At 40.5% G+C, this 21970-nt stretch carries 18 protein-coding genes and 1 pseudogene; 10 read left to right on the top strand and 9 right to left on the bottom strand.

All coding sequences use genetic code 11. The features are described from left to right. Positions 1 to 29: 29 nt before the first annotated feature. Both AOLE_RS18315 and AOLE_RS18310 read right to left on the bottom strand, forming a co-directional pair. Positions 30 to 437, bottom strand: a complete 408-nt coding sequence (locus AOLE_RS18315) for a DNA polymerase III subunit chi (RefSeq protein ID WP_013199138.1) — start codon at positions 435 to 437, stop codon at positions 30 to 32. Beyond that, positions 430 to 1878, bottom strand: a complete 1449-nt coding sequence (locus AOLE_RS18310; RefSeq protein ID WP_013199137.1) for a leucyl aminopeptidase — start codon at positions 1876 to 1878, stop codon at positions 430 to 432. The genes AOLE_RS18315 and AOLE_RS18310 overlap by 8 nt, the downstream gene beginning before the upstream one ends. A gap of 143 nt (positions 1879 to 2021) precedes the next feature. Between AOLE_RS18310 and lptF the strand changes: the two genes are divergently transcribed. The 4 genes from lptF to AOLE_RS18290 all read left to right on the top strand — a co-directional run bounded on the left by lptF (position 2022) and on the right by AOLE_RS18290 (position 7066). Next, on the top strand, positions 2022 to 3122 hold the full coding sequence (lptF, locus tag AOLE_RS18305; RefSeq protein WP_013199136.1) for an LPS export ABC transporter permease LptF: 1101 nt from the start codon (positions 2022 to 2024) through the stop codon (positions 3120 to 3122). Continuing rightward, positions 3122 to 4192 (top strand): LPS export ABC transporter permease LptG, encoded by a 1071-nt coding sequence (lptG, locus tag AOLE_RS18300; RefSeq protein ID WP_013199135.1) that lies wholly within the window; start codon positions 3122 to 3124, stop codon positions 4190 to 4192. The genes lptF and lptG overlap by 1 nt, the downstream gene beginning before the upstream one ends. Positions 4193 to 4318: 126 nt before the next feature. Then, positions 4319 to 5866, top strand: a complete 1548-nt coding sequence (gpmI, locus tag AOLE_RS18295; protein ID WP_013199134.1) for a 2,3-bisphosphoglycerate-independent phosphoglycerate mutase — start codon at positions 4319 to 4321, stop codon at positions 5864 to 5866. Positions 5867 to 5881: 15 nt separating this feature from the next. Further along, the gene (locus tag AOLE_RS18290; RefSeq protein ID WP_013199133.1) at positions 5882 to 7066 is read left to right on the top strand and encodes a S41 family peptidase; all 1185 of its coding nucleotides are present in this window, start codon (positions 5882 to 5884) and stop codon (positions 7064 to 7066) included. Between the two features lie 2 nt (positions 7067 to 7068). Here the strand turns inward: AOLE_RS18290 and AOLE_RS18285 are convergent, their stop codons facing one another. From AOLE_RS18285 to gacA, 3 genes are read right to left on the bottom strand one after another with little or no spacing between them, the layout of a single operon-like run. Further along, the gene (locus AOLE_RS18285; protein WP_013199132.1) at positions 7069 to 8484 is read right to left on the bottom strand and encodes a sigma-54-dependent transcriptional regulator; all 1416 of its coding nucleotides are present in this window, start codon (positions 8482 to 8484) and stop codon (positions 7069 to 7071) included. 23 nt (positions 8485 to 8507) lie between these two features. Beyond that, a complete protein-coding gene (locus tag AOLE_RS18280) occupies positions 8508 to 10076 on the bottom strand; it encodes a sensor histidine kinase (RefSeq protein ID WP_013199131.1) in 1569 nt (522 codons plus the stop codon). 10 nt (positions 10077 to 10086) lie between these two features. Further along, positions 10087 to 10722, bottom strand: coding sequence for a response regulator transcription factor GacA (gacA, locus tag AOLE_RS18275; RefSeq protein WP_003654436.1), 636 nt, complete (start codon positions 10720 to 10722; stop codon positions 10087 to 10089). A gap of 212 nt (positions 10723 to 10934) precedes the next feature. Here gacA and pbpG point away from each other — a divergent pair, with 212 nt between their 5' ends. Beyond that, positions 10935 to 11981 (top strand): D-alanyl-D-alanine endopeptidase PBP7/8, encoded by a 1047-nt coding sequence (gene pbpG / locus AOLE_RS18270; protein ID WP_128825344.1) that lies wholly within the window; start codon positions 10935 to 10937, stop codon positions 11979 to 11981. A 107-nt stretch (positions 11982 to 12088) separates the two neighbouring features. On the opposite strand, the gene thrC is transcribed toward pbpG, so the two are convergent. From thrC to xerD, 4 genes are all read right to left on the bottom strand, one after another. Then, positions 12089 to 13228: a threonine synthase gene (thrC, locus tag AOLE_RS18265; RefSeq protein ID WP_004795157.1), complete on the bottom strand. Its 1140-nt coding sequence runs from the start codon at positions 13226 to 13228 to the stop codon at positions 12089 to 12091. Positions 13229 to 13282: 54 nt separating this feature from the next. Next, entirely contained in the window at positions 13283 to 14584 is a 1302-nt protein-coding gene (locus AOLE_RS18260) for a homoserine dehydrogenase (RefSeq protein ID WP_005301642.1), read from the bottom strand. 243 nt (positions 14585 to 14827) lie between these two features. Then, positions 14828 to 15643 carry a DsbC family protein gene (locus tag AOLE_RS18255; RefSeq protein ID WP_013199128.1) on the bottom strand — a complete coding sequence of 272 codons (816 nt, stop codon included), beginning with the start codon at positions 15641 to 15643 and terminating at the stop codon, positions 14828 to 14830. Between the two features lie 146 nt (positions 15644 to 15789). Beyond that, positions 15790 to 16710: a site-specific tyrosine recombinase XerD gene (xerD, locus tag AOLE_RS18250; RefSeq protein ID WP_013199127.1), complete on the bottom strand. Its 921-nt coding sequence runs from the start codon at positions 16708 to 16710 to the stop codon at positions 15790 to 15792. A gap of 143 nt (positions 16711 to 16853) precedes the next feature. On the opposite strand from xerD, the gene AOLE_RS18245 reads away from it, so the two are divergent. The 5 genes and pseudogenes from AOLE_RS18245 to ftsW all read left to right on the top strand — a co-directional run bounded on the left by AOLE_RS18245 (position 16854) and on the right by ftsW (position 21966). Then, entirely contained in the window at positions 16854 to 17117 is a 264-nt protein-coding gene (locus tag AOLE_RS18245) for a FeoA family protein (protein WP_013199126.1), read from the top strand. Further along, positions 17114 to 18967, top strand: a complete 1854-nt coding sequence (gene feoB / locus AOLE_RS18240) for a ferrous iron transporter B (RefSeq protein WP_005301651.1) — start codon at positions 17114 to 17116, stop codon at positions 18965 to 18967. The genes AOLE_RS18245 and feoB overlap by 4 nt, the downstream gene beginning before the upstream one ends. A 20-nt stretch (positions 18968 to 18987) precedes the next feature. Continuing rightward, complete coding sequence (locus tag AOLE_RS18235; protein ID WP_013199125.1) at positions 18988 to 19239, top strand: DUF6587 family protein; 252 nt, start codon at positions 18988 to 18990, stop codon at positions 19237 to 19239. A 160-nt stretch (positions 19240 to 19399) separates the two neighbouring features. Then, a pseudogene (gene murD / locus AOLE_RS18230) lies at positions 19400 to 20745 on the top strand (UDP-N-acetylmuramoyl-L-alanine--D-glutamate ligase). Between the two features lie 24 nt (positions 20746 to 20769). Beyond that, the gene (ftsW, locus tag AOLE_RS18225) at positions 20770 to 21966 is read left to right on the top strand and encodes a putative lipid II flippase FtsW (RefSeq protein WP_004795141.1); all 1197 of its coding nucleotides are present in this window, start codon (positions 20770 to 20772) and stop codon (positions 21964 to 21966) included. Positions 21967 to 21970: the final 4 nt, after the last annotated feature.

The raw sequence follows: 21970 nt of genomic DNA, 5'->3' as shown, positions 1-21970 counted from the left end.
TTGATCAACAGTATTTACATTTTAGCGCGTTATAATTTAAAGGTCCGCGGTTCTATACCCAAACGGCGATACATTTTAAATTTTTCTCGACCAATTTGCTTGGCTGTTTCATTATTTTCAACAATTTCTATAATGTGGCTAAAATGATCAACTTGTTCAAGTGCATGATTGTTAAAATTAAATACTAACAGGCCTTGTTCAAGTGGTTGTTTAGCCGAAATACATACAGCAGCATCAGTCTGGTCAACGCCATGCGCAATGAAACTGACAGGGTCGAATTCCCATAATCTTTCATCAAGCATCTGTTGTAGCTGCATATCTGGGCAATACCACCAGATTTTAGGATGCTTCTGTAATATTTTTCGACATAAACGGCAAGCACTATCGACTTGCCGTTCTTCGCTGGTTTCAAACAGATAAAAACTAACTTTAGCCATTCGTATTTACACGATTCGCTAAAAATTGCATGAGTAATGGTACTGGACGACCTGTTGCACCTTTAGCTGGACCAGATAACCATGCTGTTCCTGCTACATCTAAATGAGCCCAACGATATTCACGTGTAAAGCGCTCAAGGAAACATGCAGCTGTAATCGCGCCGCCATATGGACCACCGATGTTTGCAATATCCGCAAATGGTGAATCAAGTAATTCTTGATAATCATCAATCACTGGCATACGCCATACACGGTCAAATGATTGTTCGCCAGCTTGTTGGAGCTCTGCTGCCAAAGCATCATCTGGTGAGAATAACCCACTGAGTACTTTGCCTAAAGCGACTACACATGCACCAGTTAATGTTGCGATATCAACCACTACTGCTGGATTAAAGCGTTTAATATAGGTCAATGTGTCACACAGTACTAAACGGCCTTCAGCATCTGTATTTAAAATTTCAACAGTTTGACCGCTCATGGTTGTCACAATGTCACCTGGACGAGTTGCTTTACCAGAAGGCATATTTTCTGCTGCTGCAATTGCACCAACTACATGAATAGGAAGTTTTGCTTCGCATAGGGCACGAATGGTACCAAGTACAGATGCTGCACCGCACATATCGAATTTCATTTCATCCATGCCAAGGCCTGGTTTTAATGAAATACCACCTGTATCAAAAGTTACGCCTTTACCCACTAGAACAACCGGAGCTTGATCAATCTGTGCTTGATATTCGAGCGTTACAATACGGCCCGGACGTTCAGATCCTTTGCTAACTGCAAGAAAAGCATACATGCCTAAATCAGCCATTTGTTGCTCATTTAAAACAGTTACTTTAAGTAAGTCAGGGAATTCTGCGGCTAAAGCTAGAGCTTGTTCTGCCAAATATTCTGGGAAACAAATATTCCCCGGACGGTTGCCAAGATCACGTGCATAAGACTGACCAGACTGTACAGCATGTACTAAAGCCAGTTGTTTTTCATCTAGGCTAGTCGTTGAACTAATTAAATCAACCTGTTGTAACACAAATTCATTTTTTTTCGATTTAAACTCATCATAACCATAAGCTGCTTGAGTTAAGCTTAAAGCAAATAAATAATGGTGCTCGACAGGTAAAGCAGCAATATCAATTGCGATATGCTTAAATTTATTTTGTGTCGATTTGATAATCGTTTGGGCAAGTTTAGCGAGCTTGACTGCCTGAAGTTCAGCTGTTTTTCCTAAGCCAAGTAATTGGCTGTGAGGCTGATTTGAAATCTGACCAAATAAAGGCAGAGTTTCATTGAAGTTGCCTTTAAATTGGGTAGCGTTCAGAACGCTTTCTAGGTTATTGATTTGATATGTGTTGACGTTGCTTTGTAGATGTTCTGAATCAACTAAAACCCACAAAGATTCATTAGATGTCTGTTCGGGAAAAGTTGTATAAGTTGTAAATTTCATGGCTGTCGTGATTGCCTATAGAAAGTTATGATGAATTAAAACATTGAAACACTTTCAAGCATAGCGTTGCAATGTGCGGTTTTATATTTTTAACATTCGGGTAAACTAGCAGTCGTCCCGATTAGCCTTTTGGAAGTATTACTTTGATTATTCGGCGTTATCTCGTCAAGCAAGTTGTCTCTACCTCATTGGTGGTCATTTCTTTATTGACCTTAATCATGATGGGTGGTCGTCTGATCAAATACTTTGGTGTGGCGGCGCAGGGGCGTTTAGATGCCAGTATCTTGTTTAGCATCATTGGATATCGTTTACCTGAATTTCTAACCCTCATTTTACCACTGGGTTTTTTCATTGGTTTAATGTTGGTGTTTGGTCGTTTATATGTTGACCATGAAATGGCAGTACTGAACGGTAGTGGTGTGAGCCGTCATCAATTAGCACGATTACTCATTCCAATGACGCTTGTTTATATGGTTTGTCAGTCTGTGCTTATGCTTTGGATGACGCCGTGGGGACTGCGTGAGTTTGAAAAATTAACCACCACCCAAGCGGTTCGGACAGGCTTCGATTTGGTTCGCCCAAGAGAATTTATTTCTTCTGGACCCTATACGATTTATGCAGGTTCATTGTCAGAAGACCGAAAGAATTTGAAGGACATTTTCTTTTATCAACGTGCGACCAAAGAAGATAAGCCAGATGTCATGATCTTGGCAAAAGAAGCGACTCGTGTAGAAGTTGCAAATGATACAGCCAATGTCGTTGATCTGGTGCAAGGCCGTCGTTATGAAATATTTCCGGGACAACCAAAATATACGCAAGCAGAGTTTCAGTCTTATCGTTTACGTTTAGAAAATGATAAAGATGTTAAGTTTGAAAGTGGCGATGTAGAAGCATTATCAACGACTAAACTCTTTTCAAAAACAAATGATCCAGTCATAAGAAGTGAGTTGGGATGGCGTTTGTTTGGACCATTCACCATTATTATTGCTTTAATGCTTTCTGTGGCATTGTCTGAGGTGAGTCCACGACAAGGTCGTTATTACCGTCTTATTCCGGCGATTTTTATTTTTTCCAGTCTGATCGTATTAATGATTGCAATCAAGACTCGTATTAGTAAAGAAGAACTCGATATTTGGGCTTATCCTGCCGTGTTGGTGGTTTATGGCGTTGCAGCAGCCTTATTTTCACGTAAACAAAAGTTGGCACCAAAAATCAAGAAACAGATCAAGCGAGTGAAATTATAATGTTAGCACGTCGAATAGTCGCCAAATATGTGACGAAAACCACTGCGCTTGCAATGTTTGGCACCACAGTTGTTTTGTCGATTTTACAGATCTTATTTACGTATCTGGGTGAGTTGGGTGAGCTCAAACCAGACTATAACGCATGGCAAGCTCTCATCTATGTGTTATGGGGTGCTCCTCGTTATCTATATGAAATTTTGCCTATTTCTGCCTTGATTGGTGCTGTAATTGGTTTAGGGTCACTAGCAACTAGCAGTGAACTTATTGTTATGCGCTCTGCTGGTATTAGCTTATGGCGTATTGTTGGTTGGGTGATGCGCTCAGCTTTACTGCTTATTATTTTGTCTTTTGCCTTAAGTGAATGGGTTATTCCATATACCAATGAAAAAGCAGCAAGTGTTAAAAGTCACCGCTCTGTAGCTGCTTTAGGCGAAGTTAAAGGTTATTGGTCACGTGAAGGGCAGCGATTTATCTATATCGACTATGCTAACTCTCAAGGCAATTTAAAAGATATTCAAGTGGTCGATTTTGACCAGAACTATTACTTGCAATCATTAATCAATGCTCAGCAAGGCCAGTTCGTAAAAGATGGTCAATGGGCTTTGAAGAAAGCCCAACAAATGGATATTTTGGCGGCAGGAAATGCCATCAAAACCGACCATGACGAACAATCGCTTTCTTTAGCATTACAGCCTAAATATGTGCACATGGTGACTTTAGATCCTGAAGATTTATCACCAAGCCAGCTCATCAGTTTCATGCGCTATATGGATGAATATAGTCAGGTTCCAAAGACCTATCAATTGGCTTTCTGGCAAAAAGTTGCCTCGCCATTTTCGTTGATTGCTCTGGTTCTCGTGGCATGTTCATTTATTTTTGGGCCATTACGCCAACAATCGATGGGTTTCCGTTTGGTGATCGCATTGTTTATTGGTTTGAGTTTCTATTATTTGCAGGATTTCTTGGGTTATGCCAGCTTGGTTTATGCCCCGTCTCCTGCATGGTTCGTACTCGTACCTATCTTGTTAATGTTTGGCGCAGGAAGTTATTTGCTTTACCGCGCTCGCTAGTAATAATTGAAATTTATGGTTTTCATCAATCGTAGATATTGGTGAAAGCCATAGGAAAAAATAGAGTCTTGACCGAAAATTCGGTAAGATATCGTGACGAAATTGTAGACAAAAGAGAAATAGATTATGACGGATGCAACTGCTGGCAAGATCCCTCACGTTCTGGTCATTATGGATGGTGTTGGTCACCGTGAAGCGACTGAAGATAATGCCTTCCTTGCAGCAAAAACACCGAATTTGGCAGCAATGACCGCAAAGCATCCAAATAGTCTAATTTCTGGTTCTGGCGAAGATGTTGGTTTACCTGATGGACAAATGGGTAACTCTGAAGTTGGCCATATGAACCTTGGTGCAGGCCGTGTGTTATATCAAGACTTTACCCGTATTACTAAAGATATTCGTACTGGCGACTTTTTTAAACATGAAGTGTTGATCGACGCTGTTGAAAAGGCCAAAGCTGCTAATGGTGCTGTTCATATTATGGGCTTGCTCTCAGAAGGTGGCGTCCATTCACATGAAGATCATATTGTGGCGATGTGTGAGCTTGCATTAAAACGCGGTGCAAAAGTTTATTTACATGCTTTCCTAGATGGTCGTGATACCCCTCCACGTAGTGCTCAACCATCTTTAGAAAAATTAGATGCATTATTTGCTCAATATCCAGGTCAGGGCCGTATTGCAACCATGATTGGCCGCTACTTTGCAATGGACCGCGACAACCGTTGGGATCGCGTTGAACAAGCTTATCGCTTGTTAACTGAAGGTGAGGCACTTCGTATTGCACAAACAGCAGTGGAAGGATTAGAGTTAGCTTACGCAGCCAATGAAAACGATGAGTTTGTAAAAGCGACTCGCATTGGTGATATTGCTAAAGTACAAGATGGCGATAGCGTTGTATTTATGAATTTCCGTGCTGACCGAGCTCGTGAAATTACTCGCGCATTTGTAGAGAAAGATTTTGCTGGCTTTGAGCGTAAAGTTGTACCAAATCTTTCTAAATTTGTGATGCTTACGCGTTATCAGGCTAGCATTGATGCGCCAGTTGCATACATGCCAGAAGCTCTCAAAAATTCATTGGGGGAATATTTATCTTCTCTTGGAAAAACTCAGTTGCGTATTGCTGAAACTGAAAAATATGCTCATGTAACGTTCTTCTTTAGTGGTGGGCGTGAAGATGAATATCCAGGTGAGAAACGTATTTTAATTCCATCTCCAAACGTTGCGACATATGATCTTAAGCCTGAAATGAGTGCTTATGAAGTAACTGATGAATTAGTTAAAGCCATTAATTCTGGTGAGTACGATTTATTGGTTGTGAACTATGCCAATGGTGATATGGTAGGCCATACAGGTATTTTTGATGCGGCAGTTAAAGCAGTTGAAGCGGTTGATACTTGTTTAGGTCGTGTCTATGAGGCAGTTATGGCGAAAAAAGGCCACATGCTTATTACTGCTGACCATGGTAACGTTGAACAGATGCAAGACTACGAGAGTGGTCAAGTTCATACTCAACATACAACGGAACTTGTACCGTTTATCTATGTTGGCCCAACACAAGCAACAATTGCAGAAGGTGGTGTGCTTGCCGATGTAGCACCAACGATTCTCAATTTAATGCAGATTCCTGTTCCTGCCGAAATGCAAGGACGTAACCTGATTACATTATCTGCATAAACCAAAGGTGATTGGATGCTGCAACACATTAAATATAAAAAACTTATTGTAAGTATGTTGCTGTGTTGCAGCCAATTTTCTTTTGCGGCGCCAGTTGTAAAAGAGAAATTGTCACCTTTGCATTCTGATTCGGAAGAACCAGAACATAGTTATGCAGAGGTGCCGATCGAGTCGATTCAACAGTTTGTACAAATCTATGGAATCGTTCGAGATAACTATGTCGACGTGAAGTCTGACGATGCCTTATTTCAACAAGCCATTAAAGGGTTAGTGAGTGGGCTAGATCGTTATTCACGTTATTTGTCAGCAGAAGAATATCGTCAACTCATTCAATATACCGAAGGTGACCTTGCCTCGGTTGATTTTGCTTTAAGCCCTGAATTACATCTCCATAAATGGATGATTCGTGATCTTAAAACAGGTTCAGACTCATACAAATTAGGGTTGAGAAATGGTCAGACGATTCTCAAGATTGATAATCAAGACTTAAAGAATTTAAACCAAGATCAGGTACTTGGTCTGCTTTACGGTTCTATTGGAAGTACGCTTCAAGTACAAGCAGAAGAGTTAAGTGGAAATATTAACTTAGTTCGTAATAAAAAAATAGAAACCGATATCGAACCTGTAATGCTACATAATCAGGTTTTAGTACTCAAAATTAGAGTATTCCAGCAAGATACGGCAAATGAAATTAAACGGTTAATTGAAGAAAATAGTTCACCACGTTTAAAAGCCGTTTTAATCGATTTGCGAAATAATCCAGGTGGATTGTTATCAGCAGCAGTCGAGTCAGCAGATTTATTTTTAAATAACGGAATTATTGTTTCAACTAAAAGCCGTTCGGAAGGTAATCAACAATTTCAGGCTTTGCCCGGCAATGAATTTCAGAATATAAAATTAGGTATATTAATTAATCATCGCTCTGCATCGGCAGCCGAAGTTTTTACTGCGGCCATGAAAGAACACCAGCGTGCATGGGTCATGGGTGAAAAAAGTTATGGAAAAGGCGTAGTGCAAAAGCTATTTCCTTTGCCAAGTGGTGCGGCACTACAAATGACAGTCTCACATTACTACACGCCAAACGGCAATATGATTGAAGGGCAAGGTATTCAGCCTAATCAGACCTATCCTTTGCCCCCAGAAATGAAAGAAGACGTCTATTTAGATCGCGTTGCAGACTTATTCCTAAAGAAAAAGTAGTTTTATACTTCTTCTCCCAATTCGGTATCTAAGCCAAACTTTTTCAGTCGATAGCGTAAAGAACGAAAGGTCATTCCTAGCTTTTTAGCTGCTAATGTTCGGTTCCAATGTGTCATGTCCAATGCGTTCAATAGAAGATCTTTTTCAATATTTTCTAAGTAGCGTTCTAAACCTTCCAGTGGTAATTTTGGCCGAGTTTGAGCTATCGCAGTTGACGTGTCACTCACTGGTTGAGTGGTGATTTGAGAGTTGCTACTGCTTCTAAGAAGAGGTGCTAGATGTGTTAAATCAATAAATTCATCATCACTTAAGGTAATAGCTCGTTCAATCATATTTCTTAATTCACGAACATTACCTGGGAAATCTTGCTGCAATAAATAAGTTTCACCAGTTGTAGTTAGTTGTTTGCTTGGAATTTCCCACTCCATACAAACTTTTTGAATAAAATGATTGGCTAATAACAAAATATCTCCACCACGCTCACGTAGTGGCGGCAACATGATATCCATCACATGAATACGGAAAAATAAGTCCTGACGGAATTTACCTTGTCGGACTAACAAATCTAAATCTTGATGGCTGGCGCTGATTACTCGAAAATCAACATCAATTTCCTGATCTGAACCTACGGGACGAATTTTTTTCTCTTGCACTGCCCGAAGCAATTTAACCTGCATGTTTAATGGCAATTCAGCAATTTCATCTAAAAATAAACTGCCGCCATGAGCCGACAAAATAAGGCCTTGTTTGTCTTGGGTCGCTCCAGTGAAACTGCCTTTTTTATGTCCAAAAAGTTCACTTTCCATGAGCTCGGTTGGGATGGCTCCACAGTTAATCGCAATAAACGGGCCTTCGCTGCGATTACTCAAGCGGTGAATAAGATTAGCAACAACCTCTTTACCTGTACCAGACTCGCCTGTAACAAACACAGGAGCTTGAGAGCGAGCTATTTTTTTAATAGCTGTCCGTAAGTTTTGTATTGGAGGAGAGCGACCAATTAATAGGTCATTTTCCAAAGTTGTTTCACCAAACTCATGCTCTGGTTTTGGCTGATTTAGCGCTTTTTTTAATAACTGATCTAAATGAATTTGGTTAATAGGTTTACTTACAAAGTCAAAAGCTCCTGCCTTTAACGCTGCAATTGCAATATCCATATTGCCGTATGCAGTTAAAACTGCAATTGGTGTGTGTGGGTAAGTTTGAGAAACGTGTTTAACCAATTCTAAACCGCTACCATCGGGTAGGTTTAAATCGGTTAAGCAAGCATCATAATGAAACTGAGTAAAGAGTTGTTTGGCCTGTTCAACCCGATAAGCAAGATGTGTTTTAATCCCCATTCGTGCAAGAGTCATTTGCATTAAAAGGCACAAATCTTCTTCATCGTCTACAAGCAAAACCAGTGGTTGCTGTTCTGCCATTTCCCCAAAAACCTAATAAAAAATCAATATATTATTGGGCATTCCATTCGGAAGCATGCCCCTTGTTTTTGCTCTACATAAGTGAGCTTTGCATGGTTTGCCTCACAAAAACTATGAGACAAATATAATCCTAAACCAGTTCCATTAATTTCGGTACTAAAAAATGGTTTAAATAATTGAGATATATCACGTTTTGAAACCCCTTCGCCGTAATCGATCACATCAATATAAATTTTATTTGTTTGTGAATGAATGTTGATCAGAACATGGGGTGAATCGGGTGCATTATGTCGTAAAGCATTTCTGACAAGGTTAATGAGCACCTGCCTAAGTTGTTTCTCATCAAATAATAATTTTAAGGATGAATCGGAAATTTTAAGCTGTATAGAATGTTTAACATCTAAAAGATCTTCGTCTAATAACGTCTTTATGAAATTGTTTAATTCAATTTGGATTGGGTAAGTTCTTTCGCTGCTGGCCAGTCCTAATGTGTCTTGAACAATACTATCGATGCGCTTTGTTTGCTTACCAATCATACGACGTAAAGTATTTTGCTGTTCTAAATCACTATCTTTAAGTAATTCATTTGCCTGAACAATGGCTGCTAGGGGATTACGGATTTCATGTGCAATGCTGGCTGAAAGTTGCCCTAAGGCAGCAAGTTTGAGTTGTTGAGCTTGCTGATTAATCTGCTGTGCATCTTGTAAGATGAGTAGCGTCAATGCTTGTTGCGGCACCACAAGATGTTGCACTTTAATATTAATAGAATATGCCGATAGTCGAGATTCAAAAATAAATCGATCGCCTTCTTGCAGGTTATCAAACTTAAGAATTTCAAATAAATCGGGGTGCCATTTCGCTAAAGGGTATTTTTCACTGGCAAATTGAGGGGGAATCCCTAACAGAGAGCAGGCAGCTGGATTGCTTAAAGCAATGTCGTAGTTTTCATCTAGAACCAAATAGCCTTCTTCAATTTGTTCCAAAATATAGCGGTTAATATTTTGTAGTTGATAGAGTTCTATGGATTGGTGGAAAGTCAGTGCTTCAAGTAGTTTAAAGCGCTGTACTGCAATTTGCCCGATGCCATGCACCACAAAAAATAAGAAGGCTAATAAAGCACTATTACCAATCGTATTTAGATTATTGTAGTCAAATAAACTACCAACAAAACGTTGGTAAATCACGGCAATGACAGCAAGTAATGTAATGAGTAAAGACATTCTTGCGCTGAGTAAAATTGCCGAGGTAAATATAGCAATAACATACAGCAAGCTGAGTTGTAGATTTGGTTCGCCTACAGAAAATGTAAGTAAACTCAGGCAGATAACATCAACTACAAAAAATAAAATAAGCTGCTTGGTTGCCTGAGTTGCAACAAACTTAAAACACAAAAGCTGAAGAAGGCTTAATATGGAATAGCCGAGCAGGGTATAAGAATATAAAGCGGGTTGTTGTAGACTATTGTCGATTTGAGCATCGGTTAAAACCAAAATAATATTGAGGCTAACCGCAATAATAAGACGATATAAACCATACCACGTGCCCAAACGAAAAATCGTATGGGACAACGATGAGTTTAAGGGAAATTGCATATAAGTTTAATTATGGCTTGATCAAACCATAACGGATCGCAAGATGAGTGAGTTTAACATCGCTATCGATAGCGAGTTTTTCAAAAATACGGTAGCGGTAAGTATTAACCGTTTTTACACTTACAAAAAGTTTGTCCGCAATTTCCTGAGCGCTAATACAATTTACAACCATCATTGCAACTTGCATTTCTCGTTCGGATAAAGCATCAAAAGGCGATTGTTGCGTGTCAGATAGATAGGAACTCGCCAACTGCTCAGCAATATCGGCACTGAAGTATTTGCCGCCTTGCATGACTTTGTTGATTGCCCGAACCATTTCTGTAATTGGAGCACCTTTAGTGATATAGCCTTTAGCTCCTGCTTTAAGCAGAAGAGAAGGGTACGGTTCTTCTGATAAACCACTTACAGCAATAACTTTTGTGTCTGGTGCGGTTTGTAGTAAACGACGTGTCGTTTCTACGCCCCCGATGCCTGGCATGTTGACATCAAGCAACACAACTTGAGGATGTTTCTGACGAACAATAGCAATTGCTTCTTCACCCGATTCGGCTTGTCCAATGACCTCTACATCGGCATGATCTTCTAACATACGGCAAATGCCTGTACGTACAAGTTCATGGTCATCCACAACTAAAACTGTAATCAAGAAGACCTCCTTTCTTTCAAAAAACAAGTTTTTTGTTACATAAAGCAAAATTAGCTTGCAATGGAATGACAAAATTAGCAATCCTATTCTTATATAGTGAGCGAATAGTTGTGCACAATTGTGTCGGTAAAAGCGTTATACCTTATACCTCAAATGTAAGGCATAATTATAGTAAGCGCAAATGTGTATCACCCTGAGTCGAGTATTGTGCCGTGAAAAATTCTAAAAAGTCTTTAATACATGTGCTAAGCATGTCTATTTTGCTTAGTTTGAGTTCAACAAGCTTTGCAGAACTCGTCAATAACCCGTCCTCAGGGAGTAGTGGTACTGCAAGCTTAAATTGGTCTTCAGCTGATGCTAGCCAATTTTTGAATGAGGAAGATGATGAGCCAACTCCACAAGGTTCAACGTCTGTAACCACGACATTGCGTGGTGGTAGCGCACCGAAAGTTATAGCATCTGCTCCTAAGCTTGCTCCAATTCGTGATACGAGTGGTTACAATGCTCAGCCGAGTGTAAGTGCTCGAGCTGCGTTAGTGATGGATGCGCAAACGGGTGAGGTGCTGTTTAGTAAAAATACCAATGCTTCTGTGCCAATTGCGTCTATTACCAAGTTAATGACAGCAGTGGTAACAGCAGATGCTCGTTTAAACATGTCAGAAGAAATTATGCTTGAGCAAATTGATTTTGCTGGGGCAAACGGTAAAAATTCAAGTTCAACACTGCGTGTTGGCGACAAAATGAACCGTGCAGAAGTATTGTTGTTTGCTTTGATGAAGTCTGAAAATCCCGCAGCGGCAGCTTTAGCGCGTACTTATCCGGGCGGTCGTCCTGCATTCGTAGCAGCGATGAACGCTAAAGCACGTGCTTTAGGTATGAATGCAACCCATTATTATGAGTCAACTGGTTTAGATCCACGCAATGTATCTTCTGCGCGTGACTTAGGAATTTTAGCGAGTACAGCTTCTCAATATGGTTTGATTCGCCAATTCTCAACTACACCAACTTATGACTTTAACTTGGGTTATCGTGTGTTGAAATCTAATAATACGAATGCTCTAGTGCGTAATGGTGGTTGGAATATTAACTTGTCTAAAACAGGTTATATCAATGAAGCAGGTCGCTGTGTTGTCATGCATACGACTGTAAACTCGCGTCCAGCAGTGATTGTATTACTTGGCGAGCCAAGTACGCAGGCACGTAATAATGATGCAACTAACCTATTAGGTTGGTTAAGTAATTTACCAAAACGTATTTAATTTAAATATTCTAAAAACGTTTCTATTAAGAAGCGTTTTTTTTACGGCTATAAAAAAGACATAAAAAAACGGCTGTGTTGAACAGCCGTTTTTTGAAAACTCAGATTTTACATATTAGATAAAATCGAATCTTTTACTTGGCTCATTGTCGCATCAATTGACAACATCACTGCATCAGCACATTGTTTGATTGCAGTATCAGGATCTTTCAAGCCATTACCAGTTACTGTACATACAATGACAGAACCTTCAGCAATCTTACCTGCTTTAATATCGCGAATCGCACCGCCAATAGAAGCAGCAGATGCTGGCTCAACAAATACGCCTTCATACATAGAAAGTAAGCGTTGAGCTTCTAAAATTTCGCTGTCTTGAAGTTCATCGAACCAGCCTTTAGAGTCACGTACTACAGCTTTTGCATGGTTCCAGCTTTGTGGATTACCAATACGGATTGCAGTTGCAACTGTTTCAGGGCTTTCAACTGGAGCACCACGTAAGAATGGAGCTGCGCCAGAAGCTTGGTAACCAACCATTGTTGGTAAACCTTCAGGTTTTGGACCAGTGAATTGATCAGTAGCTGCATCATAAATCACTTGTTCAAACTGATCAGCAGGTTGGTTTGCTACAGCTTCGGTATAACCCATCCAGTGAGCAGTGATGTTACCTGCATTACCAACAGGTAAGCAGTGATAATCAGGTGCGCGGCCTAAAGCTTCAACGATTTCATAAGCAATGGTTTTTTGACCTTGCAAACGGTAAGGGTTGATTGAGTTTACAATCGTTACAGGTGCTTGATCAGCAACTTCTTTTACAAGACGCATACCATCATCGAAGTTACCACGAATTTGCATAGTGATTGCACCATACATCATCGCTTGCGCCATTTTACCCATTGCAATTTTGCCTTCTGGAATCAAAACAAATGCTTTGATACCTGCGCGTGCAGCATAAGCAGCAGCAGCAGCAGAAGTGTTACCCGTAGATGCACAGATAATCGCTTTAGAGCCTTCTTCAACCGCTTTGGTTACAGCCATGGTCATACCACGGTCTTTAAATGAACCAGTTGGGTTTAAGCCCTCATATTTCACATAAATTTCAACATCTTTGCCAATAATACGTGGAATATTCTCAAGTTTAATGAGTGGGGTGTTGCCTTCACCCAAAGAGATAGCACGAGTAGTTGCCGAAACTGGCAAACGGTCACGATAACGATCTACAAGACCAGTATAACGATTGGCATTAGACATGATGGTGTTCCAATTAGAGGTGAAGCGGGAGAGGGAATCTTTCCCTCAACCTGATTAACTATCGAGCGATTCTAAACGAATTCTTACGATTTCGCCACGAATTGCAGGTAATGCTTGGATTTGTGCAAGAGCCTCATCCATTTTAGATTCAACGATTGGATCGGTCAGAATCACGATTGGAATAAGGTCTTTTAAACGGGATTGTTGCATGATGGCATCAATACTAATTCCAGCACGGCTTAAGATGGTAGTAACATCTGCAAGTACGCCAGTTTGATCTTCTGCATTTAAGCGGATGTAATAACCAGTGGTCATTTCTTCACGGCTTAAAATTGGCACATTTGTTAATGCTTCAAAAGCCAACTGAGGAATTGTTCCTGCACCGTCTTCGGTATAAGAGATGTCACGAACAATATCAATTACATCGGCAACAACAGCAGAAGCTGTTGGACCAGCACCCGCACCAGCACCGTAATAGAGCGTTGGGCCTACAGCATGCGCTTGAACTAAAACAGCATTTTTAACGCCGTTTACATTCGCAATAAGCTGTTCATCTGGAATGAGCGTTGGGTGAACACGTAGTTCAATACCCTTTTCAGCGCGACGTGCAATTCCTAGGTGTTTAATGCGGAAACCAAGTTCTTCTGCATATTTCACATCTTGTGCAGTGATTTTACTAATACCTTCGGTATAGACCTTATCAAACTGAAGAGGAATACCAAACGCACAAGACGCTAAAATTGTAAGCTTGTGCGCAGCATCAATACCTTCAACGTCAAAAGTTGGATCTGCTTCTGCATAACCAAGCTCTTGAGCTTCTTTTAATACATCATCAAATGCACGACCTTTTTCACGCATTTCAGTCAGAATAAAGTTACCTGTACCATTAATGATGCCTGCCAACCATTCAATATGGTTTGCAGCAAGACCTTCGCGGATGACTTTAATAATTGGAATACCGCCAGCAACTGCTGCTTCATAAGCAATTTGTACAGCATTGTCTTCTGCTGCTTTAAATAGTTCATTGCCATGTTCAGCGAGTAACGCTTTGTTTGCAGTCACGACTTGTTTGCCGTGTTTGATCGCTTCCATGATTACTTCGTAAGCAGGGTGGATCCCACCCATAACTTCTACAACTACATCAACGTCTGGTTGACGAACGATGTCAAGTAAATCGGCGCTTTGTTTAATCCCTTCCAATTCTAGATCTGGACGAGGGCGGCGTGTTCCAACGTGGGTAATTTGAATTTCTCGACCGGTGCGACGTTTAATTTCAGCGGCATTTTCTTGTAGTAGTTTAAGGGCTCCTCCACCTACGGTTCCTAGACCGAGTATTGCCAGGCGAACTGGTTTCACGTCACACTCCATTCATCATTTAATCATTTAGTTGAAGCTAGATCATAGCTAAAAAAAACGCCAGACTCTAGCGCTTTTAGTGCCTGTTCAATGAATTAGAGTGCGATGTTTGGAAAAGAAGAGTAGATCAGTCTTTAAACACAGAGAGTTAAAGCATTATTTATTGAAAAAACAAAGCGCTGCAATGAGAGCAGCGCTTTTTGTAAGAGATAGATGATTAATCATTCATCAACTTTAAATGGATTATTTATCCAGACGTTTAATTAATTCATCTGGTGTTAGATATCCACCTAAGTACTCGCCATCAACACTATAAATAGCAGGTGTACCATTTACACCCATGTTTAAGCCAAGTTGATATTGTTCACGAACAGGGTTTTTACATTGAGCAGGCGGAATATTGACACCTTGTACTGCTTGGCTAAAGGCAGCTTTACGATCTGCACTACACCATACAGCTTCCATGGTCGGCATAAATTGCTCACCACGTGGCCAAGCGATATAGCGTACTTCAATACCCTTTTCATTAATTTCAGGTATGTGCTCATGTAGTTTATGGCAATAAGGACAGCTTGCATCGGTAAACACATAAATCACATGTTTAGCTTTACCGCCTTTCGCTGGGTAAACAATCAAATCTTCATTTTTTAACGCAGCAAGATGCTTTTTATTTTCTGAAGCTTGAAGATTATCTCCAATATTATGAAGCTCTTTGCCTCCTAATCGGATTACATCACCCTGAATTAAATATTTTCCATCACTGGTTGTATAAATCGATGTCATCCCTTCGAGATTTACCCAATACAAATTAGGAACTTCTGTCGGCTTGATATCTAAAATTTTGGCATTGATATTTGCATTCTTAAATTGTTTCTGCAAAGTTTCAATTAAACGCTGCTTATCATTACGTTCGATAATGGTTGAAGCTTCCCCAGTAGCAGGTGCAGTCGCTGTGAGCGCATCTTCTTTTTGTGGTTTGTTTTCTTTAGAACAAGCACTGAACAAAAGGCTAGATGCCAGAGTGCAGGCAAGAAAAATTTGAGAGCGGGTAAAAGACATAGATAACCCTTATTTCATCAGTATTTATAGTCAGAAGCTGCTAAGCATAACAAAAAATCTAATGTGTATTGTTAAAACTTTCTTAACCTTTGTGAACGAAATCAAACGATTGATATGAAATAATTGTCTGGAACTTTAAATCTTTATCATCCTCTAGGGTGATGTTTTTCATGTAATTGTTGCATTCGTACTTGTGCAACATGTGTATAGATTTGTGTTGTAGATAAATCGCTATGACCCAGTAACATTTGTACTACGCGTAAATCAGCGCCATGATTGAGTAAGTGTGTTGCAAAGGCGTGACGTAAGGTGTGAGGTGAGAGTTCAGCTTGAATATTGGCTTGAAGCGCATAGCGTTTAATGGCATACCAAAAGTTCTGCCGACTCATAATTCCGCCATGTTGGGTCAAAAAAAGATAGTCAGTCGAGCTTTTGTAGAGCTGAGGCCGAGCATTATGCAAATAGCGTTCTACCCATTCACAAGCGAATTGTCCTAATGGAACTAAACGTTCTTTATTGCCTTTACCTGTAACACGTAAATAGCCTTGCTTTAAATTAATGAGCTCTAATCGCAAGTTAAGTAGTTCTGAAACACGTAAACCGCAGGCGTAAAGTACTTCAAACATTGCTCGATCACGTAAGCCAAGTGCTGTATTGATATCGGGTGCTTGGATCAGTGCTTCAACATCTTCTTCAGATAAATCTTTGGGTAAGGCCCGTCCAATTTTTGGAGAATGGTGAGTTGCTACAGGATTATCGCTTCGTAATTTCTGTTCACGTAAAAATTTGTAAAACTGGCGTAGAGCAGATAAGCAGCGAGCAATCGAGCGGGGACTTTTCCCTGCTTTTGTCAGTTCAATTAGAACATCAGCAATATCATCACTTGTCCACTGTGGAAGAGCTGTTTTTTGATGAAGTTCACTGCATTGAATGAGGTCGGATAAATAAGCATTTCGTGTATGAGGACTTACTGTCTGTGCAACTAAATAGTCTCGAAAACCTTGTAAAAAGCTTAAATGTTCAGGAATTTGAACTGGGCTTGGAATACGCGGTTTTTTATTCAACATACACTAGATCCTCTAAACCTCTGTACTTTAAAAGAAACTTTAAGGTTTGTCGATTAAACTGAATAAGAAGTGAAATTTAACCTTATTTGGTAATTATTCTCATTTATATGTATACTAGAAAAAAAGGTTTAGGATCGGATGCGGTGCGTTTATCAGCTTTAAAAGTGAAGCAAGCGGCGACCATCACCAAAGTGAATCGGATAGAAGTAGAGTCCGAGCAGCAAGATTTGGTCGCAATTCGTTTGGAAAGTCTGGGCTTTGTACCAGGCACACGAGTGGAAGTGATTACCAAGGGTATTTTTGGTGGTGATCCGATCTTGATCCAAATTGGCTTTACTCGTTTCGCTTTACGTAAAGCAGAAGCGGAAAAAATTGAAATTCTAGTAGAAGAAGGAGTACCCGCATGAGTGATGCGTTACGTATTGCCCTTGTGGGAAACCCTAACTGTGGTAAAACCTCTCTTTTCAACCATTTAACTGGAACTCGACAAAAAGTTGCAAACTATGCGGGCGTAACTGTTGAGCGTAAAGTAGGTCATTTTCAGTTACCGTCAGGCCGAGCAGTGCGCGTACTCGATTTACCGGGTACATATAGTCTAAATGCAACTAGTCCTGATGAAGTTATTACCCGTGACGTTTGTTTGGGTAAGATTGCAGAAGAAGGGCAGCAAGATGCGTTTTTATGTGTGGTTGATGCCACTAACTTAAAATTGCATTTAGGACTGGTGCTCGAAATGATCGGGCTAGGCCGCCCGATTTTACTTGTACTGAATATGATGGATGAAGCGCGTCGTCGTGGCATCCAAATTAATACTCAAAAGTTATCTCAACGTTTGGGTGTGCCCGTTGTTGAAACAGTTGCTGTTCGTAATGCGGGTATTGAAAATTTATTACATGCCCTTGATCAAGAAAAATACAGTGTGCCACAAACCGAATTGAGTGGTTTAACTGGAACTCATCATCAAAAAATCGATATGATTTTTAAAGATGTTGTTCATTATGTTGAGCAGGGTGATAAGCGTACTGATTTTCTAGATCGAATTTTCTTGCATCCAGTTTTAGGCCTGCTCAGCCTTGCGCTCATGATGTTTATTGTGTTCCAAGCAGTTTTTGCGTGGGCAGCCCCATTCATGGATGGCATTGAAGGTTTCTTCGGCTGGTTGGGTGAAGTAATCGGAAGTGTGATTACACAGCCCCTACTACATAGTTTGGTCGTTGATGGAATTATCGCGGGTGCTGGTGGTGTTGTGGTGTTCTTGCCACAAATTCTGATCTTGTTCTTCTTCATTTTAGTATTAGAAGAATCTGGCTATTTACCGCGTGCAGCATTTTTGCTTGATAAGTTAATGTTTCAAGCTGGTTTAAGTGGACGAGCTTTCATCCCTTTACTTTCAAGCTTTGCCTGTGCAGTACCGGGAATCATGGCAACGCGTAGTATTAGCGACCCTCGTGATCGCTTTACGACCATTATGGTTGCGCCATTAATGACTTGTTCGGCACGTTTGCCAGTATATGCCTTGCTGATTGCTGCATTTATTCCAGAGAAAATGGTCTGGGGTATTTTCAACCTACAAGGTCTGGTGCTATTCGGTCTCTATATGGCTGGTATTGTGAGTGCACTTTGTGTTTCATTTTTAATGAAATTCTTCCAAAAAGATAAGTCTCAACATGCCTTATTGCTAGAGCTGCCGAGTTATCGTTTCCCTGATTTAAAAAGTGTGGGAATCGGTTTGCTCGACCGTGCAAAGATCTTTTTAAAACGCGTCGGCGGAATCATTTTTGCGCTCTCTATTTTGCTCTGGTTTTTGTGTACTTTCCCACAACCACCAGAAGGGGCGACATTACCAGCTATAGATTATAGTTTTGCCGGTATGCTCGGACACCTTATTCAACCTTTATTTGCTCCAATTGGTTTTAACTGGCAAATCTGTATTGCTTTAATTCCAGCTATGGCTGCACGTGAAGTTGTGGTTGCAGCATTAGGTACGGTTTATGCCTTGTCTGCAACGAGTGACGATGCTGTAGCTCAAGGTTTGTCACATCTGATTAGTGCAGATGGCACAGGTTGGTCTTTGGCAACAGGATTGTCGCTTTTAGTGTGGTTCATTTATGCCCCACATTGTTTGGCTACGTTGGCAACAGTACGACGTGAAACAGGTTCATGGAAACATGTTGCTGCCATGACTGCATATCTGTTCGGTTTGGCTTATTTGGCATCGTTTGTTACCTATCAAATTGCTTCCCACTATTGGGGTTAAAGCAAGAAAGGAGGTTGTATATGATTCAATATCTGATTATTGCGGTTGTAGTGAGTTGGAGTGCGGTTGTTGTTTTTAAGAAAGTATTTCCAAAAACAGCAAATTCAGTCTTTTCTTCACTCTCTGTATTTTGTGAAAAGCAGGGTTGGACAACCTTGGCAAAATGGCTTAAACCAAAAATGACCTTTGGCTGTGCTGGTGGCTGTGGTTGTTCAAGCGAAGATAAACCAACCAATACAGTTCAAGAAATTAAGCCGATTAAATGGCAATAAACTTAGTATTTCCTGTTTCGTTTAAAAAGCCATCATATTGATGGCTTTTTTACGCACTGACACAAAAAAAGATGAATAAAGTTCAAACTGAAAAAGCATTCAAAACAGCAAAGTGCTAACATTTTTGCCATTCTGTCGATTGATAAATTGTGGGGCAAAAATGTTAATACAACGTGGTGGATTAAAAGTTGTCGCAGGCTTAGGAATATCAGGTGTTTCTGCTGTTAATTTCCTGCATGAACAAGGCTACCAAGTTGCAGTAACGGACTCTCGTCCAACCCCTCCTGGTCATGACCAGATTCCAGCTGGTGTTAAAACCAGTTTTGGTCAACTCGACCAAGAATTATTATTACAAGCAGAAGAAATTATTTTAAGCCCAGGCCTTGCACCGCAATTACCAGAAATTCAGGCAGCTATTGCTCAAGGGATTTCAGTGGTAGGTGACATTCAACTATTACGCCGTGCGACTGAAGTGCCTATTGTGGCTATTACGGGTTCTAATGCCAAAAGTACAGTAACGACTTTAATTGGTTTAATGGCTAAAGATGCAGGTAAAAAAGTTGCTGTGGGCGGAAACCTAGGACGCCCAGCTCTAGACTTGCTAAAAGACCAACCAGAGTTGCTTGTACTTGAGCTATCAAGTTTTCAGTTGGAAACCACATCACATTTAAATGCTGAGGTTGCTGTGGTTCTTAACATGAGTGAAGATCACCTAGATCGTCATGGCGATATGTGGGGTTATCACCAAGCAAAACATCGTATTTTCCAAGGGGTTAAAAAAGTTATATTTAACCGTGATGATGCTTTAAGTCGCCCTCTTGTTCCAGATACAACACCAATGCAAAGCTTTGGTCTAAATGCACCAGACCTAAATCAATATGGTGTTTTAAGAGATGGTGATGGCACGCTTTGGCTTGCACGTGGTTTGAAGCGTTTAATTAAAAGCTCAGATTTATATATTCAAGGCATGCACAACGTAGCTAATGCTTTAGCTTGTTTGGCATTAGGTGAAGCAATTGGTTTGCCAATGGAATCTATGCTTGAAACCTTAAAACAATTTAAAGGATTAGAGCACCGCTGTGAGTATGTGAGAACAGTACATGATGTACGTTATTATAATGACTCTAAAGGGACTAACGTTGGTGCTACACTTGCAGCAATTGATGGTTTAGGGGCTGCAATTGAGGTTAAAAAGGTAAGGTTGCCTTGATTTTAGGTGGGCAGGGTAAAGGTCAAGATTTTGCTCCATTACGTTCTTCTATCGAAAAATATGCCAAAGTTGTGGTATTGATTGGTGAAGATGCTCCAGTTATTGAACAGGCTATTCAAGGCGCAACCAAAATTTTGCATGCAGCAACGCTTAAAGAAGCTGTAGAGCTGTGTCAACGTGAAACACAAGCTGAAGATGTGGTGTTGTTATCACCAGCCTGTGCAAGTTTTGATATGTTTAAAAGTTATAATGACCGTGGTCAGCAGTTTGTTGCCTGTGTCAATTCGTTGGTTTAAAGAAAACATGATTAGGAATGTTGTATGGCAGGCTTAGCTCAGACCACAATCCAGAAAATCAATCATTGGTATGAACGGATATTGCCTAAATGGCCAGCGGAAGTGACGCCACGTAATGTCCTGATTTTCTGTGTCGTTGCATTGTTGTGTATCGGTTCAGTGATGGTGGCGTCTGCTTCGATGCCCTATGCTGAATATATGCATGAAAACCCGTTTCACTATGTGATTCGTCATGGTATTTCGATTGTTGCTGCGGCTGTGGTGGCATATTTGACCTATCGGATATCACTCAATACGTGGTTTAAAAATACTTTCCCGCTGTGGCTGTTGACCATGGTTCTGCTGCTTGCTGCTTTGGTGGTAGGTTCAGAAGTGAACGGTTCTACACGTTGGATTAAGATCGGTGGCTTTACTTTACAGCCAACCGAGGTTGCCAAAGTCATGATGGCAATCTTTACTGCAGACTACGTTGTGCGCCGTGCCAAAGAGGTTCGTACTCATTGGAAAGGCTTATTACGTTTAAGTGGGGTCATGGCAATTACGGTTGGTTTGATTATTGCTGAGCCTGACTTGGGTGCTACGATCGTAATTGTATTGATGATGGTCGGGGTATTCTTTTTAGCTGGTGCACCGCCGACACAGTTCTTAATTATGTTAGGTGCGATTGTAACTGGTATTGTGTTCTTGATCTTATTTGAGCCGTATCGTTTCCAGCGTTTGATTTCATTTACTGACCCATGGGCAGATCCATTAGGGGTGGGGTATCAGTTATCAAATGCATTAATGGCCTTTGGCCGTGGTGAGTGGTTTGGTACAGGCTTAGGACATAGTGTCCAAAAGTTATCTTATTTACCTGAAGCGCATACTGACTTTATGTTGGCGGTGTTAGGTGAAGAGTTTGGTTTCTTTGGTATTTCGATTGTCATTGGTTTGTCTTTCTTGATGTTGGCATGCTGTATCAAAATTGGTCATCGTGCATTGAAACATCATTACCTTCGCGCAGGCTATTTGGCTTACGGTATCAGTATTATTTTCTTGCTGCAGATTTTGGTAAATGCGGGTATGAACATGGGCTTAATGCCAACCAAAGGTTTAACTCTGCCATTTATTAGTTATGGTGGTACATCTTTAATGATGTGTGCTGCGATGATTAGCTTGATCTTAAAGATTGATGCATCAACTCAAGAAGTGAACCCTGAAAGAGAAGAATCAAACTTCTAAAGCA

The organism is Acinetobacter oleivorans DR1, assembly GCF_000196795.1.
GTDB classification, from domain to species: Bacteria; Pseudomonadota; Gammaproteobacteria; order Pseudomonadales; family Moraxellaceae; genus Acinetobacter; species Acinetobacter oleivorans.
The sequence above is the reverse complement of the archived record's forward strand: the minus strand, read 5'-3'. Positions and strand labels throughout refer to the sequence as shown.

Bases quoted from the DNA above. Each gene is read 5' to 3' on its own strand.
- AOLE_RS18290 (WP_013199133.1), top strand. From the start codon at position 5,882: ATGCTGCAACACATTAAATATAAAAAACTTATTGTAAGTATGTTGCTG.
- AOLE_RS18255 (WP_013199128.1), bottom strand. From the start codon at position 15,643: ATGTCTTTTACCCGCTCTCAAATTTTTCTTGCCTGCACTCTGGCATCT.
- AOLE_RS18310 (WP_013199137.1), bottom strand. From the start codon at position 1,878: ATGAAATTTACAACTTATACAACTTTTCCCGAACAGACATCTAATGAA.
- feoB (WP_005301651.1), top strand. From the start codon at position 17,114: ATGAGTGATGCGTTACGTATTGCCCTTGTGGGAAACCCTAACTGTGGT.
- lptG (WP_013199135.1), top strand. From the start codon at position 3,122: ATGTTAGCACGTCGAATAGTCGCCAAATATGTGACGAAAACCACTGCG.
- AOLE_RS18280 (WP_013199131.1), bottom strand. From the start codon at position 10,076: ATGCAATTTCCCTTAAACTCATCGTTGTCCCATACGATTTTTCGTTTG.
- thrC (WP_004795157.1), bottom strand. From the start codon at position 13,228: ATGTCTAATGCCAATCGTTATACTGGTCTTGTAGATCGTTATCGTGAC.
- AOLE_RS18315 (WP_013199138.1), bottom strand. From the start codon at position 437: ATGGCTAAAGTTAGTTTTTATCTGTTTGAAACCAGCGAAGAACGGCAA.
- gpmI (WP_013199134.1), top strand. From the start codon at position 4,319: ATGACGGATGCAACTGCTGGCAAGATCCCTCACGTTCTGGTCATTATG.
- AOLE_RS18285 (WP_013199132.1), bottom strand. From the start codon at position 8,484: ATGGCAGAACAGCAACCACTGGTTTTGCTTGTAGACGATGAAGAAGAT.
- ftsW (WP_004795141.1), top strand. From the start codon at position 20,770: ATGGCAGGCTTAGCTCAGACCACAATCCAGAAAATCAATCATTGGTAT.
- xerD (WP_013199127.1), bottom strand. From the start codon at position 16,710: ATGTTGAATAAAAAACCGCGTATTCCAAGCCCAGTTCAAATTCCTGAA.
- AOLE_RS18235 (WP_013199125.1), top strand. From the start codon at position 18,988: ATGATTCAATATCTGATTATTGCGGTTGTAGTGAGTTGGAGTGCGGTT.